This window comes from Saccharopolyspora sp. NPDC049357 (assembly GCF_040677225.1).
Lineage (GTDB): Bacteria > Actinomycetota > Actinomycetes > Mycobacteriales > Pseudonocardiaceae > Saccharopolyspora.
The window spans coordinates 122,579-138,090 of record NZ_JBFAQJ010000012.1 but is presented as its reverse complement, the minus strand read 5'-3'; the positions used below and the strand labels follow the sequence as shown (position 1 = coordinate 138,090).

Here is a 15,512-nt window from a genome sequence, read left to right as displayed (position 1 = left end):
TAGGTGCGCGATCGGGTGGACTCCCGGAGGGCGCTCGCGGGACGGCGAGAGATCCGCGGGTCAGAAGTTCACGTAGCCGCCGTCGACGGTGAGCGCGTCGGCGGTGTGGTACGCGCTGGCGGGACTGGCCAGGTACACCGCCAGCGAACCGAAGTCGCCCGGCTCGCCCCAGCGGCCGACCGGAACCCTCGGCAGCACCTTGCGGTGGAAGGCCTCCGAGTCGAGCATCGGATCGGCCAGCGGAGTGCTCACCCAGCCCGGCAGCACCGCGTTGGCGCGAATGCCGTGACGGGCCAGCTCGATCGCGATCGACTTGATCATCGACACCAGCGCGCCCTTGCTCGCCGCGTACGCCTGCCCGCGCGGCTGGCCCTGCCGTGCCGCCAGGCTGGAGGTGCCCACCAGGCTCCCGCCCTCGCCCTGCGCCAGCATCTGCCGCGCCGCCGCCCGAAGCGTCAGGAACGCCCCGTCCAGGTCCACCCGCGTGACCCGCCGGAACTCGCTGAGCTCGGTGTCGACGAAACGACTTCCGGTGCCGCCGATCCCGGCGTTGGCGAAGCAGGAGTCCAACCGCCCGAAGGTCTCCACCGTCCGCGCCATCGCCTGCTCGACCTGCTCCTCGTCGCCGACGTCGCAGCGCACGGCGAGCACCTTCCCGCCGTGCCCTTCGAGCTCGCGCGCCGCGACCTCGTTGCGCTCGGCGTTGGTGCCCCAGACGCACACCGAAGCCCCGGCCGCGGCCAGCGCGTCGGCCATCGCCAGGCCGATCCCGGAGTTGCCGCCGGTGACCAGCGAAACGTGCCCGGTCAGGTCGAACGGATTGGGCTTCTCGCTCACGGGGTGCCGCCTCCCTGCGGGGTGTGGGACTGCTCGCGGTACCGGCTGCGCAGCGTCGTCTTGAGGACCTTGCCGCTGGGATTGCGCGGCAGCTGCTCGACCACGCGAATCTGCCTGGGCCGCTTGTAACCCGCCAGGCGGGCGCGGCACCAGCTCTCGATGTCCTCGTCGGTCGGCGGATCGCCGGGCTCGCGCGGAGCGATCACCGCCAGCGGGGTCTCGCCCCATCGCGGGTCCGGAACGCCGATCAGCGCCACCTCGCCGACCTTGGGGTGTCCCGAGAGCGCTTCCTCGACCTCGGCGCAGTAGATGTTCTCGCCGCCGGAGATGATCATGTCCTTCTTGCGGTCCACCACGTAGATGTAGCCGTCGGCGTCCTGGCGCACCAGGTCGCCGGAGTGGAACCAGCCGCCGCGGAAGGACTCCGCGGTCTCCTCCGGCTTGTTCCAGTAGCCGCTCATCACCGTCGGTCCCCTGTAGACGATCTCGCCGACCTCGCCGGGTGCGACGTCGTTCATCTCGTCGTCGACGATGCGCACCTCGACGTTGAGCATCGGCGTTCCCACCGAACCGATCTTGCGCAACGCGTCCTCGGCACGCAGCGCCGTGGTCACCGGACTGCACTCGGTCTGCCCGAACACCGTGCTCAGCTCCGCCTGCGGGAACGTCGCCATGATCTCCCGCAGCAGCGTCGTCGACGCCGGTGCCGCGCCCCAGCTGATCCGCCGCAACGCCGAGAGGTCGTACTCGGCGATGTCGGGCAGCGAGCAGATCGCCTGCCACTGGGCCGGCACGAAGAAGCAGCCCGAGATCCGCTCCCGCGCCAGCATCTCCACCGTCTCGCGGGGGTCGAACCGCCCGGAGGACGACAGCACGATCCGGCCGCCGCGCAGCAGCGGCCCCATCAGCCCCGACACCCCGGCGATGTGGAACAGCGGCACCCCGACCAGGTACACCCGGTCGTCCTCGGAGACCCCGTTGTGGATCAGCAGGCTGCAGGTGTGCATCAGCAGGTTGTAGTGGGACAGCACCGCGCCCTTGGGGCGCCCGGTCGTGCCGGAGGTGTACATGATGAACGCGGGGGAGTGCAGGTCCACCTCGACCTCGTCGTGCTCGGGCGAGGCAGCGGCCAGCGCCTGCTCGAAGTCCGCCGACCCCGGACCGGCGTCGCCGCCTCCGATGACCAGCGCGAACCGCGTCTCGGGAGCCCGCTGGCGGGCCTCTGCCACGGTCTCGGCGAGGAACGAATCGGTGATCACCGCGCTCGCGCCGCTGTCGGTGAGGGCGTAGGCGATCTCGTCGGCCACCAGCCGGAAGTTGACCGGCACGCAGATCGCCCCGATGCGCGAACCGGCCACGAACGCCTCGATGGTCTCCAGGTGGTTGAGCGTGGCGACCGCGAAGCGGTCACCCGCGCTCAACCCGCGGTCGCGCAGGGCGCCGGCCAGCCGCGTGACCCGCTCGTCGAACTCGGCGTAGCTGCGGGAGACCTCGCCGTGCCGCAGCGCGATCTCGTCGGGGATCTTGCGGGCGTGACGCGCGAGCTGGTCGCTGAGCGTCATGCCCTGGCCGGGCTGTGCGGACATCGTCACCTCGCCGTTGAGGGGATGGGCCAACTCATCGTGCGGGCGCGACCGGAGGCGGTCAAGGCGAAGACTGGGCGTTTTGTCCACCCCGGCGTAATGAACTTCACGCTGCGCGAAGGGGTTTCGGGAGCTCCTCTTGTTCCAGGCCTGGTCTTCGGCGTGCAAGGCTGATCTCGGAGCAAGTGGTCGAGCCATTGTCGCGGCGAGGTGTCAACGGAGAGTGACCGAGAAAGAGCAGCCCTTCGAGCTGAGAACCGTTGCCCTCGCGGCCTTCGGACCCACCCTGCTCTTCGCGACCGGCGAAGGCGCGATCCTGCCGATGATCCCGCTGATCGCCGCCGACCAGGGCGCCGGGCTCGGCGCGCTCGGCCTGATCGCGGCCATGATCATGGTCGGTGAGCTCGTCGGCGACCTGCCCAGCGGCGCGCTCGTGCACCGGCTCGGCGAACGCACCGCGATGATCCTCGCCTCGCTGGTGTCGATCGCCGGACTGCTCGGCTGCTACTTCTCCACCAACCCGTGGCTGCTCGGCGCCAGCGTCTTCCTCGTCGGGCTGGCCACGGCGGTGTTCGCACTGGCCAGGCACGCGTTCATCACCACCGGCGTTCCGCTGCGCTACCGGGCCCGAGCGCTGAGCGTGCTCGGCGGGCTGTTCCGCGCCGGCTACTTCATCGGCCCCTTCGTGTCCTCGCTGGTGCTGGTGATCAGCCCCGAGAAGCGATCGGTGTTCCTCATCCACGTCGGCTTCGCCGTCGCCACGCTCGTGCTCCTGCTGTTCACCGGCAACCTCACCGGCGCCGACGACCCCGGCAGGCGCGAAGCCCACCACGGCCTGCTGCCCACCATGACCCGCCACCGCGGCGTGCTGCTGCGGATGGGCTCCTGCGCCGCGCTGCTCGGCGGACTGCGCGCCTCCCGCAACGTGGTGCTGCCGCTGGTCGCCGTCGCCGCCGGACTCCCGCCGTCGACCACCGCCCTGATCATCGGCATCGCGGGCGGTGTGGACTTCGCGCTGTCCTACTCGTCCGGGCAGATCATGGACCGCTGGGGACGGCTCTGGGCGGCGGTGCCGTCGATGACCGGCCTGGCCATCGGGCACATGCTGCTGTTCGCGGTCACCGACGTGCCGACCTTCGCCGCCGTGGCGGTCCTGCTCGCGCTGGCCAACGGCACCAGCAGCGGCATCCTGATGACCCTCGGAGCCGACCTCGCCCCGCACCCCGGACCCGCCCCGTTCCTCGGCGCCTGGCGCTTCACCGGCGACTTCGGCCAGGCCGTCGGACCACTGGTCATCTCCGGTCTCACCGCGCTGGCCGGCGTCGGGATCGCCGGTGCGGGCATGGGAGTCCTCGGAATCCTCGGCGCCGGTCTGCTGCTGCGGTACACGCCGCGCTACGTACCGCGCCAGCCCGCGCTGAGCCTGCCGAGTGATCGTTAGCTGGGACACATGGCCCGCGTGGTGGAGTGATCGCTGGACACCCCGGATGATCGAATTGGTCGAACACCTCGCCGAGAAGGGGGAGTCGGGTGTCGGCTAGCAAGAAACCTGTCTGGATGTCGGTCGTGGCGGCGGTGCTGCTGGGCGCGATGTGGCTCGTCTTCGAGTCCGGGCTGCTCGATTCGAAGGTCAGCGCGGCGACCGGTCCCGCCGGCGACCAGCTCGCGGAGCTCGCGGTCGCTCCGGCCGGCTCGATGACCGGGTACTCGCGGGAGAAGTTCAAGCACTGGATCCCGCAGCCGGACGCCGGGAAGAACTGCAACACGCGCGAAGCGGTGCTGGCGCGCGACGGCCAGAGCGTCAAGGCCAATTCGGCGTGCGAGGTCACCTCGGGTTCGTGGACGAGTCTCTACACCGGCGAGAAGGTCGCTCAGGCAAAGGGCGTGGACATCGACCACATGGTTCCGCTGGCCAACGCCTGGCGCAGCGGTGCCGGCAAGTGGGACGACGCCAAGCGCCAGCAGTTCGCCAACGACATGAGCCTGCCGCAGCTGGTCGCGGTGGATTCCAGCTCCAACCGCAGCAAGGGCGACCAGGACCCGTCGACCTGGAAGCCCACCGCCCAGGGCCAGTGGTGCGTCTACGCCACGGACTGGATCACGGTGAAGAAGAGCTACGGCCTGTCCGTCACCGACGCCGAGAAGAAGGCGCTGACGGACATGCTCGCCACCTGCGAGTGAGCTGCGCGGGTGGGGGATCGAGCTCGGCTTCCCCCACCCGCCGCGCTCAGCCGCCCAGGGCCTGCTTCGCGCCCGGGTGCAGCGGCACCGGGTCGCTCTTGGTCGCCTGGCCGCGGTCGATCTGCTTCGCGGAGGGGTGCACGGCCTCCAGGTCCGCCTTCCGGTCGAACAGCAGCTTGGTCACCGCGCAGGCGTTGTTGGCCGCGAAGTCATCCCGCACCACCAGCAGGTTCGGCACCTCGACCGTGGGCACGTCCGCCGGAAGACCGTAGGTCGCCCCCGGGATGGTGCCCTGCTCGTAGACCGGGCTGATCTTGTTCAGCTCCGGCAGCAGCGGGGTGATGTCGATGAACTTCACCGCACCGCCCAGCGTCGTGGTCAGATCGGTGATCTCCGGCGTCGGCAGACCGCCCGACCAGAACAGCCCGTCGATCGTGCCCGACTTCATCCCGTCCACCGACTTGCCCAGCGCCAGCCGCTGCGCCTGGATGTCGGCACCCGGGTTCAGGCCCGCGGACTCCAGCATACGGTTCGCGATCACCTCGGTGCCCGACTTCGGCGACCCAGTCGAGATCCGCTTCCCGCGCATGTCCGCGACGCTGTTGATGCCCGAATCCGCCTTCACCACCACGTGCGTGGAGTTCGGGTAGATCCTGCTCAGCGCCTGGATCGACTGCTGCTGGCCGTCGAAGGCGCCCTTGCCCGCCACCGCGTCGGCGGCGGTGTCGGCCAGGGTGAAGGCGATGTCGTAGTCGCCGGCCACCAGCTGCTGGATGTTCTGCACCGAGGCACCGGTTTCGGCGGCCGTGGCGCGCAGCTTGGTGTTCTGGCTGATCACCTGCGCCAGACCACCTCCGAGCACGTAGTACACGCCGCCGGTGTTGCCGGTGGCGATGGTCAGCCTGCCGTCACCGGCCTCGCAGGACGCCGCCTGCCCGGCGGGTGGTTCCTGGACCTGCTTGCCACCGCAGCCGGTGAGCACCAGCGCCGCCGCGGCCGCGGTCGCCAGCAATGCCTTAATCCGCATCGAGCTCCTCCTTGAACTTCGCCTTGCGGCGCAACACCAGCTGGGCGAGCAGGCCCAGCACGCAGAAACCGAGCCCCACGGCGATGACCGGGGGTTCGAGGTAGAGCAGGCACAGCGCGCCCGGCGCGAACAGCGCTCGCACCAGGGCGGGCACCGGGCCGAACAACCAGCCGCCGGTGACCACGCTCAACGCGCCCACCGCCACGACCGACACCGCCAGCACCCACAGCACGGTCACCGCATCGGCCTGCAGCAGCAGCGCCGCGCCGTTGTCGGTGAGCACGAACGCGATCGGCACCAGGAACGCGGGAAGCGTGTACTTCCAGGCCTGCATCATCGTGCTGATGACCCGGCCGCCGGTGATCGCGGCGGCGGCCACCGCCGCCAGCGCCGTCGGCGGCGTGACCTCGGACAGCACCGCGTAGTAGAAGATGAACATCGCCCGCTCGGCGTCGGCCACCCCGAGCTCGCCGAGCGCAGGGCCGATGACCACCCAGGCGATGATGAACGACGCCGTCACCGGCACCGCCAGCCCCAGCACCCCGACGGCCAGCGCCGAGAACACCACCGTGAGCACCAGGATCACCGTCGGGTCGGACGAGATCGCGTTCGCCGCCTGCACCAGCGCGTCGGCGAGCTCCTGGCCGAGGCCGGTCTTGGTGATCGTCGAGGTGATGATCCCGGCGGCCGCGCACACCGCCACCACCGGCAGCGCCCCGCGCACCCCGAGCGACAGCGCGTCGACCATGCTCCGCGCCCAGTCCAGCACCGCCCGGCCAGGACCACCGGTGGCGCGCACCAGGTTCGAGACCAGCGCGAACAGCGCCGCGACACCGGTGGCGTAGACGACGGCGGCGAACGGCGGGATGTTCATCGCCAGGAACACCACGATGATCGCCAGCGACAGGAAGTGGTACCCGCCGCGCAGCAGGATCCGCCACGCGCTGCCGTGCTCGGTGTCCACGGCCTCGGCGCCGAAGCGCCGCGCGTCGGCCTCCACCGAGAACACGATGCCCAGGTAGTACAGCAGCGTGGGCACGCACGCCCAGATCAGCACCGTCAGGTAGGAGGTCTGGAGGTACTCGGCGATGATGAACGCCGCCGCGCCCAGCGTCGGAGGCGACAGGATCGCCCCGATGCCCGAGGCCGCGAGCAGGCCACCGGCGTTCTCCTGCGGGTATCCGGCGCGGCGCAGGATCGGCCAGGTGATCGATCCCAGGCTCACCGCCGTCGCTGTGCCCGAACCGGACACGGTGCCGAGCAGGAAACCCGACAGCACCGCGGTGCGGCCGGGAGCGGTGCGCGAGCGCTTGAACGCCGCGAAGGAGAAGTCCACGAAGAACTGCCCGGCGCCGCTGGCCGACAGCACCGCCCCGTAGAGGGTGAACAGCACGATGTAGCTGGCCGCGACGTCGAGGGGAGTGCCGTAGAACCCGCTGGCGTCGTTGTAGAGCGCGTTGATGATCTGGCTGAAGTCGACCCCGGCGTGCGCGATGCCCCAGTGCTGCGGGAGGAAACCGCCGTAGTAGGCGAAACCGACGAAGGCGGCGCAGATCACCGGCAGAATCCAGCCGGTGGTGCGCCGGGTCGCCTCCAGCACCAACAGCAGCAGCAGCGACCCCGCGAGGATGTCCAGACCGGACAGGCCGCCCTGCCGGTCGAGGAAGGCGTCGAAACCGCCCGAGGTGAACGGCAGCACCGGGTAGAAGCCCACCAGCAGCGCCAGCGCGGACAGCGCCCAGTCGTACCAGCCGGGATCGTCGCGTTCGCCGGAACCGCGCCTGCCGCCGGGGCGGTAGGACAGGAACACCAGCGGCAGCGTGCATCCGAGGAAGATGACCAGGTAGAACTGGTTGCCCTTGGTCAGCGGGAAGAAGACCTGCCGCAGCACCAGCAGCGCGACCGCCAGGGCCGCCAGGTAGACCAGCAGTTCCGGTCGGCGGGAGAGCCGACGGGCGGGTTTCTCCTCGTCGTGGGTCGCGGCGATCTCGCCGGGATCGGTGGTGTCTTCGGGAAGTTCCTCGCGATCAGGCCGTGTCGCCCGGCTCATGCTTCGCCCTTTCGGCCCGTTGTGCTCCGGTGGGATGTAACCGAGGTCACTTCCCGGTGCAACAGGATGCGCGGGCGAACAGGGGATGTCTACAGATCGACTCGCCGGGTTCGGTTGCGCTTGGCAACCGTGACACGACTCCTATGCTGGGCCGCATGGCGAAGTACTTCGACGTTCATCCGGACAACCCGCAGCCGCGCTCGATCGGGCAGGTGGTGGAGATCCTCCGGGGCAACGGACTGATCGCCTACCCGACGGACTCCTGCTTCGCCCTCGGCGCCCAGCTGGGCAACAAGGACGGCATGGACCGGATCCGCTCCATCCGAAACCTCGACGACCGGCACCACTTCACGCTGGTGTGCCAGAACTTCGCGCAGCTCGGCCAGTTCGTGATCATCAACAACGCGGTGTTCCGCGCGATCAAGGCGTCCACACCGGGCAGCTACACCTTCATCCTCCCCGCGACGAAGGAAGTCCCGCGCCGGCTGCTGCACCCCAAGAAGAAGACCGTGGGGGTCCGCATCCCCGACCACGTCGCCGCCCAGGCCCTGCTGGCCGAACTGGGCGAGCCGATGCTGTCGAGCACCCTGCTGCTGCCGGGGCAGGAGGAGCCGATGACGCAGGGCTGGCAGATCAAGGACGAGCTGGACCACGTCCTGGACGCGGTCATCGACTCCGGTGACTGCGGCGTCGAACCCACCACGGTCGTCGACTTCTCGACCGACGAACCCGAGGTGGTGCGAGTCGGCGCGGGCGACCCTTCGCGGTTCGAGTGATCGAGGGCCCGGTTGGCGGAATCCGAAGCGGCGGCTTCCGCTTTCAGCTCCGCGCGGCGAGCGGGAGCCGGATGCCCTTGGCCTCCAGGCGGGGCAGCACCTCGGCGACGAAGTCCTCGAGCTCGCCGACGTAGTCCAGGAACGCCAGCGTCATGCCCGAGAGACCGGCCTGGGCGTAGCGCTCGATCTCGTCGGCGACCTCCTGCGGGGTGCCGATCAGCGGGCAGGTCCCGTGCCCTGCGGCGAATCGGGTGCGCAGGGTGTCCATGATGTCGTTCGCGAAGGACTGGGCGTGCATGCCCTGCAGCCGCATCAGCTCCTCGACCGCGTCCCAGTCGGCGTTCTCCTCGGCGTAGTGGCGCAGGAACTCCTCGGCTTCGGCGCGGGTCTCGCGGCACACCACGAAAGCCGGCGCCATCACCCCGACGTCGCGGCCGTGCCGGGTGCGCGCGTCCCGCCGCAGCTCGGTGACCACTTCGGAGCCGTGGCCGGGATCGCTGAGCGCGGTGAAGACGAAATCGGCGTTGCGCGCGGCGAAGGCGCGGCCCTGCGGGCTGGATCCGGCGTTGATCAGCGGCAGCGTGCCGTTGACCGGCTTGGGGCTCGCTCCGACTCCCTTGAGGTCGAAGAACCTGCCGGACAGGTCGAACCGGCCTTCGCGGGTCCACAGGGCTCGGACGTGGTCCCACCACTCCTGCGCGAGGGCGTAGCGGTCGTCGTGGGATTCGGGCAGTTCCAGGCCCATCGCCTGGTATTCGGGCTGGTTCCAGCCTGCGACGACGTTGAGCCCGGCTCGGCCTTCACCGACGTGGTCGAGCGTGGCGAGCTGCTTGGCGCTGACCACCGGGTGGTTGAAAGCGGTGTGGACGGTGGCGAACACGGTGATCCGCCGGGTGGCGGCGAGCAGTCCTGCGGCCCAGGGGATGGGCTCCAGAACGCTCTCGTGGAAGCCGGAAGTGCCCGGATATCCGATGAATCGGGCGATGGGCAGGAGGAAGTCGATCCCGGAGTCATCGGCGAGGCGGGCCAGCCGGAGGTTGTCGGCCCAGCTCGCACCCCACCTGTCGGCGACGTTGGTGATGGCGAGACCGCCGGAGCAGTTGGGGGAGAAGAGGCCGAGCTTGAAGTCCCGGCTGGTGAGCAACGTGCTGGACATGGTTCTCCTCATCCGGTTGTGAATGGATTTCACCTCGAACGGGAGGGCTGGGACAAGATCCTCTTCTTCCCGGAACGGCGTCCCCGCACGCGCTCGGACTACCGAGGAAAATGTGACGCCGGTCACTACACGGCCGGGCGAAAGAGGCAGACGTGTCCACGAGGGACCGTGTAGTGTTCGTGGCGGTCGTATTTTTCTGGGGTCGTGTTCGCGCACACTCGCAGGATGGTGATGCGAGCGTGCTGCTTTCTGGTTGTAGCTGGACAAGTCGCCGTTCGATCCGCGGCCCAGGCCGTCACGCAGTGTGACGGTCTGATGTAGTACCGGCTCCCAGAAGGAGAGAGCAAGCATGGCACAGGGAACCGTGAAGTGGTTCAACTCGGAAAAGGGCTTCGGCTTCATCGCCCCGGACGACGGTGGCCCGGACGTTTTCGTCCACTACTCGGCCATCGACGCCCGCGGCTTCCGCAGCCTCGACGAGGACCAGAAGGTGAGCTACGAGGTCAGCCAGGGCCCGAAGGGCCCGCAGGCGGCCGACGTCCGCGTCATCTGAACACGGCGTCTCACGTAATACCGGAACGAACTGCCGATTGAGGTAGCCGTTCCACTTCAAAGAGCCGGTCACACGGCCCGCAGACAAGAAGCCCCGCACTTCGGAAACGAGTGCGGGGCTTCTTGCGGTTCAACCCGATTGGTCTCAACCGGCGGAGCTCACCCGGTGCAGGGTCGCGGAGACGTGCGGAGTCATCGGCTCCCCGACCATCTCCCGGCTCTCGGCGTAGTCGAGGGCGTCCCCGCGCAGCGCGTAGGAGCGTTGCGCCGCCCGAACGTCCTTGGCGGTGGCCGTCGCCAGCACGGTCTCCGTCTCCAGCGTCCAGAGCCCCGGTTGCGCGCTGCCGTAGAAGATTTCGAGCAGGCCGGTGGCGTGCGTCAGCAGCAGTTCCAGTCGGCCCTCGGCGCCGGGGCGCCACCAGCCGGTCTCCCAGGCGGCCGGGCGCAGCACCTGGCCCTCGGCGTCGAGCAGCCACGCCTGCGCCTGGTGGCGCAGGAAGGGGCGCCCGTCGTGGGAGATCGTCACCTGCTGGCCGAAGCGGAACGGGCCGTCGATGGTCGGGTAGTCCACCTCGCCCTCGCCGCGCCATGCGCCGACCAGCTCCCGCAGCGGCGCGCACGCGTCGTGCAGTGGCGGACCGCTGCCCGGCTCGGCGGTGTCGGCGGGGATCGGCAACCGGGTGAAGTCCTCGGGAGTGCTCACCCCGGCAGCCTAGAAGCCGGTGCGAGCGGTGTTGGCACCGACACGGCGGCGTGTACCGGCATCTAGGAAATCCACAGTGGACATTGCGCGTGGTAGGTGATCGTCCTTGTCGTCACCGGCGACGCTGTGCTTGTCTGCGAGTGTGTACCGGATCTACTGCTTCCAGAAGCTCGCGGTGACCGTGGAAGGCGTCGACTTCGCCGACCCGGCGCTCGCCGACGAACCCGACGTGCGTGAACGAGGTGTTCGCCTCGAACTGCGCGGCCTGTCGGAGTCCGCCGAGGCCGGCTCGATCTACTCCTCCAGGGCGGCGTGGCTCAGCCGTGCCATCTGCCGCTTCGACCTGCTGGAATCGCGGCCGCACGCGGCCGACCGCATGCACTGGCACCCGGAGATGTCCGACGGTGAGCCCGGCGCGCGCGTCTTCGACGCCGAGCTGTCGGCAGACCCCATCGCCTGGATGGCGCGGGCCCTCCGCGACGTCGGCCCGTTGCTGCGGCGCGCGGGGCTGGATCCCGCCGCGCACGTCGGCGACGTGAGCGCGATGGCCGAGTCCGCGGGCGAGATCACAGACGTGGTCGCGAAGATCCTCGCCGAAGCCCGCAAACCCTGGCCCGAGGTGACTCGCGACGAACGCGGATTGGCGCAGATCAACATGTGACCCCGTTGCATCGTGGATTTCAAGAACGTGCCGGTTCTGAGCAGAACGTGAATTCCGAGGGCTATTCGCAACGCTTTCCCGAGAGAGTGACATCGCTCAAACGGTTGCGAAATGTCCGCATCGGAGGCGACGGCTACGGCCGGGTGGTGGCCTGGTCCCGAGACCGGATCTCGCGCACGCGCGCAGCTCACCGAGGCCCTTCACCGCACGCCCCAACGGGCACCGGCTACTCCGTTCGCGGGTCGGCGGGATGACTGACCGTGATTGGAAGCTTGCGGGGGGTGGCGTGGTCGGTCATTTAACTGCCGGTTATCGTTTGTGCAACGGCGCTGCCACCCGACGGGTTGAGCATTTCCCCATGAGAAGCAGGTAGTCGGGTCCAGTGGATCGGGCGCCGCCGAGAAGAGGAATCCTCCCATGGTGCGTGCTGTCGGAACGTTGGCTGTCGTTGGTGCCGGAGTCATCGGGTTCTGGGTCGGATACTTGTTCGACGCCCGGCGCAACCCGATGACCGGTGACATGGAACCGGCCCTCGCGGCCTGATCCTCCGCCCGTTCCGCGGTGGCTGGTCCGCCCGTCGGTCCTCGGCGGAAGCCGGGTGACGAGGATGCGCCCTCGATGCTCGCCTGACCACGCAGACTCCCGGTTCTCACCCGCCAGGGGTAAGTGGACCGTCGTCACCGTTTAAGCTCTGCGAGGAGCAGTCCTGCGAGGTTAGGTGGCGAGCGCGTGAGTCAGCGTTCGACGCGGTTCACGCGTCGCGACCCGGCGCGGCGAGGCGCGCGCATCCTGGCCGCGGTACTCGGTTTGCTGTCAGCGCTGCTGGCGGTCGCGGTACCGCTTCTCCCGGTGAACCACGACGTCACGACCCTGAAGTGGCCCACGGCCGAAGGCACCCGTGCGGTGTCGGCTCCGCTGCTCACCCACGAACCCCTCTGGCTCAACGCCACCGTGCCCTGCGCCGCGGCCCGCAACCTCGACGACCGCGTCAACGGAGCGGGCGAGCTGCTGGCCACCAACGCGCCGTCGGGCACCTACGGCGGCCTGACCGGCATGCACCTGCAGATCGACAACGGGCAGGTCAGCTTCTTCTCGCGCGGCCACCAGATCGGCGCGGCGGCCCTGCCGGCGGGGGACTGCGCGATCACCGTCAACTCCGACGCGGGGGAGACCCGCGCGGACGTCGCGGGCGTGCCGCTGGGTTCCGCGGGCGGTGACCAGCGGCCGCAGCTCACCGGGATCTACTCGCAGCTGGACCACCAGCGCGATGACGTGCGCGGACTGGACTTCCAGGCCGGCGTCGACACCCGCTTCGCCACGACCCCGACGGCGCTGAAGACCACGGCCATGGTGCTGGCCGTGCTGTGCTTCATCGGTTCCCTGCTCGCGCTGCGCAAGCTGGAGATCCGCGCACCCGTGCGGTGGCTGCCGGTGGGCTGGTGGCGGCTGGGAGCGCGCGACGTCGTGGTGTTCGCCGCGCTCGCGGTCTGGTGGCTCATCGGCGCCATGACCGCCGACGACGGCTACATCCTGACGATGCTGCGCGCCGCCCCGGACGCCGGTTACGTCACCAACTACTTCCGCTGGTTCGGCAACCCCGAATCGCCCTTCGGCTGGTTCTACGAGATCTACGCGCTGTGGGTGCACATCTCCGCTGCCACCCCGTGGGTGCGGCTGCCCGCGCTGTTCCTCGGCGTCGTGAGCTGGTTGCTGCTCAGCCGCGGCGTGCTGCCGCGGCTCGGCCAGCAGGTCCGGCGCAGCGAATCGGCCGGGTGGGCCGCCGCCGCGGTCTTCCTCGCGTTCTGGCTGCCCTACAACAACGGTCTGCGGCCCGAACCGGTCGTGGTGCTGTTCTTCCTGCTCTCGGTCTGCGCCGTGGAACGCGCCGTGGCCACCGAGCGGCTGACCCCGGCGGCGCTGGGACTGCTGGCCGCCGCCCTCGGGCTGGGCGCGAACCCGCACGGCATGGTCGCGGCGCTGCCGTTCCTCGCCGCGGCCAAACCGCTGCTGCGGCTGCTGTGGCGGCGCATCCGGGAGGTCGGCGCGCTGCCCGTGCTGGCCCCGATCGCCGCGGCCGGTCTGGTGATCCTGGTCGGGGTGTTCTTCGACCAGACGCTGCAGTCGGTGCTGGACTCCGTCGAGCTCAAGACCGAGTTCGGCCCCAACGACTCCTGGTACGAGGAGCTCGGCCGCTACGAGAAGCTGTTCGACAAGTGGCCGGACGGCTCGCTGACCCGCCGCTTCCCGGTCCTGCTGCTGATGCTGTGCATCGTGGCCAGCGGTGTGGTGTTCCTGCGCCGCGGCAAGATCCGCGGCGCCGCTGTGGGGCCGAGCAGGCGGATGCTGGGCATCGCGGTGCTGTGCTTCTTGGTTCTGGCCGCCACCCCGACCAAGCACACCCACCACTTCGGCGTGTTCGCCGCCATCGGAGCGGTGCTGGCGGCGCTGACCGCGCTGGCCACCAGCGCCGCCGTGCTGCGCTCCCGCCGCAACCGGGCCGGGTTCTTCGCCGGGTTGATGGTGGTGTGCGCGTACTCGGTGACCGGCACCAACTCCTGGTGGTACGTCTCCGGCTGGGGCGTTCCGTGGTTCGACAAGGCACCCAGCCTCGACGGGCGGCACGCCAGCACCGCGTTCCTGGTCGTCGGGTTCCTCGCCCTGGTCGTCGCCTTCGTCGAGCACGTGCGCCACGGCGAGCCGCCGGTGGTGACCCCGACCGCGCGCAAGCGCGTGCTGAGCCTGGGCGCCGCACCGCTGACGATCACCTGCGCGCTGTGCCTGGTCGGCGAGGTCGGGCTGTTCGCCGTCGGCATCGAGAAGCAGCGCGGCAGCTACAGCCTGGGCCCGGACAACGTCAAGCAGATCACCGGGAGCAGCTGCGGGCTGTCGGACTACATCAACGTCGAAGCCGACCCCCGCCGCGGAGTGCTCACCCCGTCGGGCAACCAGCCGCGCGCGTCCAGCGACCCCGCGCAGCCCCCGGACTACCTGCGCGCCGAGCAGCAGGGCTTCCACCGCTTCGGCCATCCCGGCAGCGCGCAGTACACGCCGCCGTTCGGCTACGGCGGTGACGACGCGCCGGTCTGGGGGACCTTCGACGCCGACGCGACCGGCACCGGCGAGATCCGCACCCCGTGGTACGACCTGCCGCCGCAGGCGACCGAGGGCACCACACCGGTGGTGATGCAGTTCGCCGGCTCCTCGACCGGCGGGAACTCGCTGCGCGTGGAGTGGGGCCGCGAACTGCCCGGCGGCTTCGAGATCAGCGGGCACCGGGACTTCCCGCTCAACAGCGGTGCCTGGCAGGACGTGCGGTTCGACGCCCCCGGAGCCCAGAAGGTCCGGATCGTGGCGGCCGACCAGCGCGACGACGAGGGCGGGTGGCTGGCCTTCAGCGCGCCTCGCGTGCCGGTGCTGACGACCATGACCAACCTGATCGGCAGCCAGCCGACGTTCGTGGAGTGGCCCGCGGCGCTGGTGCACCCGTGCCTGCAGCCGGCGAAGATCCGCAACGGCGTGTTCGAGATGCCGCGGTTCCGGATCGCGGGCGGCGGCATCATGCGCGACATGGGGCAGTCCTGGTCGGCCCCGGGCGGCGGCGGCCCGTTCGGCTGGCTCAACGTCGGCGCCAGCGTCCGGCAGCTGCCCGCCTACCTGCAGGGCTCGCCGAACCGGGACTGGGGAACGATCTACGTGGTCGACCCGTACAACCCGGACACCGTCGGTGCCGAGGCGGCGATGCAGGTGCGGAGCGAGACGCACTGGGGCGACTGGAGCCCGGGTCCGCTCACCGACGCCGTCAAGCTCCCGGGCCGGGTGCCCACCTCCGACGGCCGGACAGACCTGCGCCCGGTGGAGCCGGCGATCATCGGCGACGAGAGCTGACCCTCGCAGCGCCTCGTGGTGTGAGAGTGGCCATTCGGACACCGCTCCACCGGTTGTGATCGATTAGGATCGCTAACGGGTGGGCGCCCGGGCGATGACGC

General features: G+C 69.9%; 12 protein-coding genes. 6 read left to right on the top strand and 6 right to left on the bottom strand.

Annotation, left to right across the window (positions count from 1 at the left end; translation table 11 throughout):
• Positions 1-60 precede the first annotated feature (60 nt).
• Together AB0J91_RS13170 and AB0J91_RS13165 are read right to left on the bottom strand one after the other, a co-directional pair.
• Complete coding sequence (locus AB0J91_RS13170; RefSeq protein WP_363867676.1) at positions 61-837, bottom strand: SDR family NAD(P)-dependent oxidoreductase; 777 nt, start codon at positions 835-837, stop codon at positions 61-63.
• The gene (locus AB0J91_RS13165; protein WP_363867673.1) at positions 834-2,423 is read right to left on the bottom strand and encodes a long-chain-fatty-acid--CoA ligase; all 1,590 of its coding nucleotides are present in this window, start codon (positions 2,421-2,423) and stop codon (positions 834-836) included. Before AB0J91_RS13165 ends, AB0J91_RS13170 begins: the two co-directional genes overlap by 4 nt.
• 220 nt (positions 2,424-2,643) lie before the next feature.
• Between AB0J91_RS13165 and AB0J91_RS13160 the strand changes: the two genes are divergently transcribed.
• Together AB0J91_RS13160 and AB0J91_RS13155 are read left to right on the top strand one after the other, a co-directional pair.
• Entirely contained in the window at positions 2,644-3,861 is a 1,218-nt protein-coding gene (locus tag AB0J91_RS13160; protein WP_363867670.1) for an MFS transporter, read from the top strand.
• A 116-nt stretch (positions 3,862-3,977) separates the two neighbouring features.
• Entirely contained in the window at positions 3,978-4,601 is a 624-nt protein-coding gene (locus AB0J91_RS13155; protein WP_363867667.1) for an HNH endonuclease family protein, read from the top strand.
• A gap of 46 nt (positions 4,602-4,647) precedes the next feature.
• Here the strand turns inward: AB0J91_RS13155 and AB0J91_RS13150 are convergent, their stop codons facing one another.
• A complete protein-coding gene (locus tag AB0J91_RS13150) occupies positions 4,648-5,628 on the bottom strand; it encodes a TAXI family TRAP transporter solute-binding subunit (protein WP_363867664.1) in 981 nt (326 codons plus the stop codon).
• Positions 5,618-7,678, bottom strand: a complete 2,061-nt coding sequence (locus AB0J91_RS13145) for a TRAP transporter fused permease subunit (RefSeq protein ID WP_363867662.1) — start codon at positions 7,676-7,678, stop codon at positions 5,618-5,620. The genes AB0J91_RS13150 and AB0J91_RS13145 overlap by 11 nt, the downstream gene beginning before the upstream one ends.
• A 155-nt stretch (positions 7,679-7,833) precedes the next feature.
• Here AB0J91_RS13145 and AB0J91_RS13140 point away from each other — a divergent pair, with 155 nt between their 5' ends.
• A complete protein-coding gene (locus AB0J91_RS13140; protein WP_363788793.1) occupies positions 7,834-8,454 on the top strand; it encodes an L-threonylcarbamoyladenylate synthase in 621 nt (206 codons plus the stop codon).
• 43 nt (positions 8,455-8,497) lie between these two features.
• Here the strand turns inward: AB0J91_RS13140 and AB0J91_RS13135 are convergent, their stop codons facing one another.
• A complete protein-coding gene (locus AB0J91_RS13135; RefSeq protein WP_363867659.1) occupies positions 8,498-9,610 on the bottom strand; it encodes an LLM class flavin-dependent oxidoreductase in 1,113 nt (370 codons plus the stop codon).
• Positions 9,611-9,959: 349 nt separating this feature from the next.
• On the opposite strand from AB0J91_RS13135, the gene AB0J91_RS13130 reads away from it, so the two are divergent.
• Positions 9,960-10,163, top strand: a complete 204-nt coding sequence (locus AB0J91_RS13130) for a cold-shock protein (RefSeq protein ID WP_125088080.1) — start codon at positions 9,960-9,962, stop codon at positions 10,161-10,163.
• 144 nt (positions 10,164-10,307) lie between these two features.
• Here AB0J91_RS13130 and AB0J91_RS13125 read toward each other — a convergent pair whose 3' ends face one another.
• The gene (locus AB0J91_RS13125; RefSeq protein ID WP_363867656.1) at positions 10,308-10,865 is read right to left on the bottom strand and encodes an FABP family protein; all 558 of its coding nucleotides are present in this window, start codon (positions 10,863-10,865) and stop codon (positions 10,308-10,310) included.
• 130 nt (positions 10,866-10,995) lie between these two features.
• Here AB0J91_RS13125 and AB0J91_RS13120 point away from each other — a divergent pair, with 130 nt between their 5' ends.
• Positions 10,996-11,526 (top strand): hypothetical protein, encoded by a 531-nt coding sequence (locus AB0J91_RS13120; protein WP_363867653.1) that lies wholly within the window; start codon positions 10,996-10,998, stop codon positions 11,524-11,526.
• 729 nt (positions 11,527-12,255) lie between these two features.
• Entirely contained in the window at positions 12,256-15,411 is a 3,156-nt protein-coding gene (locus AB0J91_RS13115; protein WP_363867650.1) for an arabinosyltransferase domain-containing protein, read from the top strand.
• Positions 15,412-15,512: the final 101 nt, after the last annotated feature.

Bases quoted from the DNA above. Each gene is read 5' to 3' on its own strand.
- AB0J91_RS13155 (WP_363867667.1), top strand. From the start codon at position 3,978: ATGTCGGTCGTGGCGGCGGTGCTGCTGGGCGCGATGTGGCTCGTCTTC.
- AB0J91_RS13145 (WP_363867662.1), bottom strand. From the start codon at position 7,678: ATGAGCCGGGCGACACGGCCTGATCGCGAGGAACTTCCCGAAGACACC.
- AB0J91_RS13130 (WP_125088080.1), top strand. From the start codon at position 9,960: ATGGCACAGGGAACCGTGAAGTGGTTCAACTCGGAAAAGGGCTTCGGC.
- AB0J91_RS13135 (WP_363867659.1), bottom strand. From the start codon at position 9,610: ATGTCCAGCACGTTGCTCACCAGCCGGGACTTCAAGCTCGGCCTCTTC.
- AB0J91_RS13140 (WP_363788793.1), top strand. From the start codon at position 7,834: ATGGCGAAGTACTTCGACGTTCATCCGGACAACCCGCAGCCGCGCTCG.
- AB0J91_RS13150 (WP_363867664.1), bottom strand. From the start codon at position 5,628: ATGCGGATTAAGGCATTGCTGGCGACCGCGGCCGCGGCGGCGCTGGTG.
- AB0J91_RS13165 (WP_363867673.1), bottom strand. From the start codon at position 2,423: ATGTCCGCACAGCCCGGCCAGGGCATGACGCTCAGCGACCAGCTCGCG.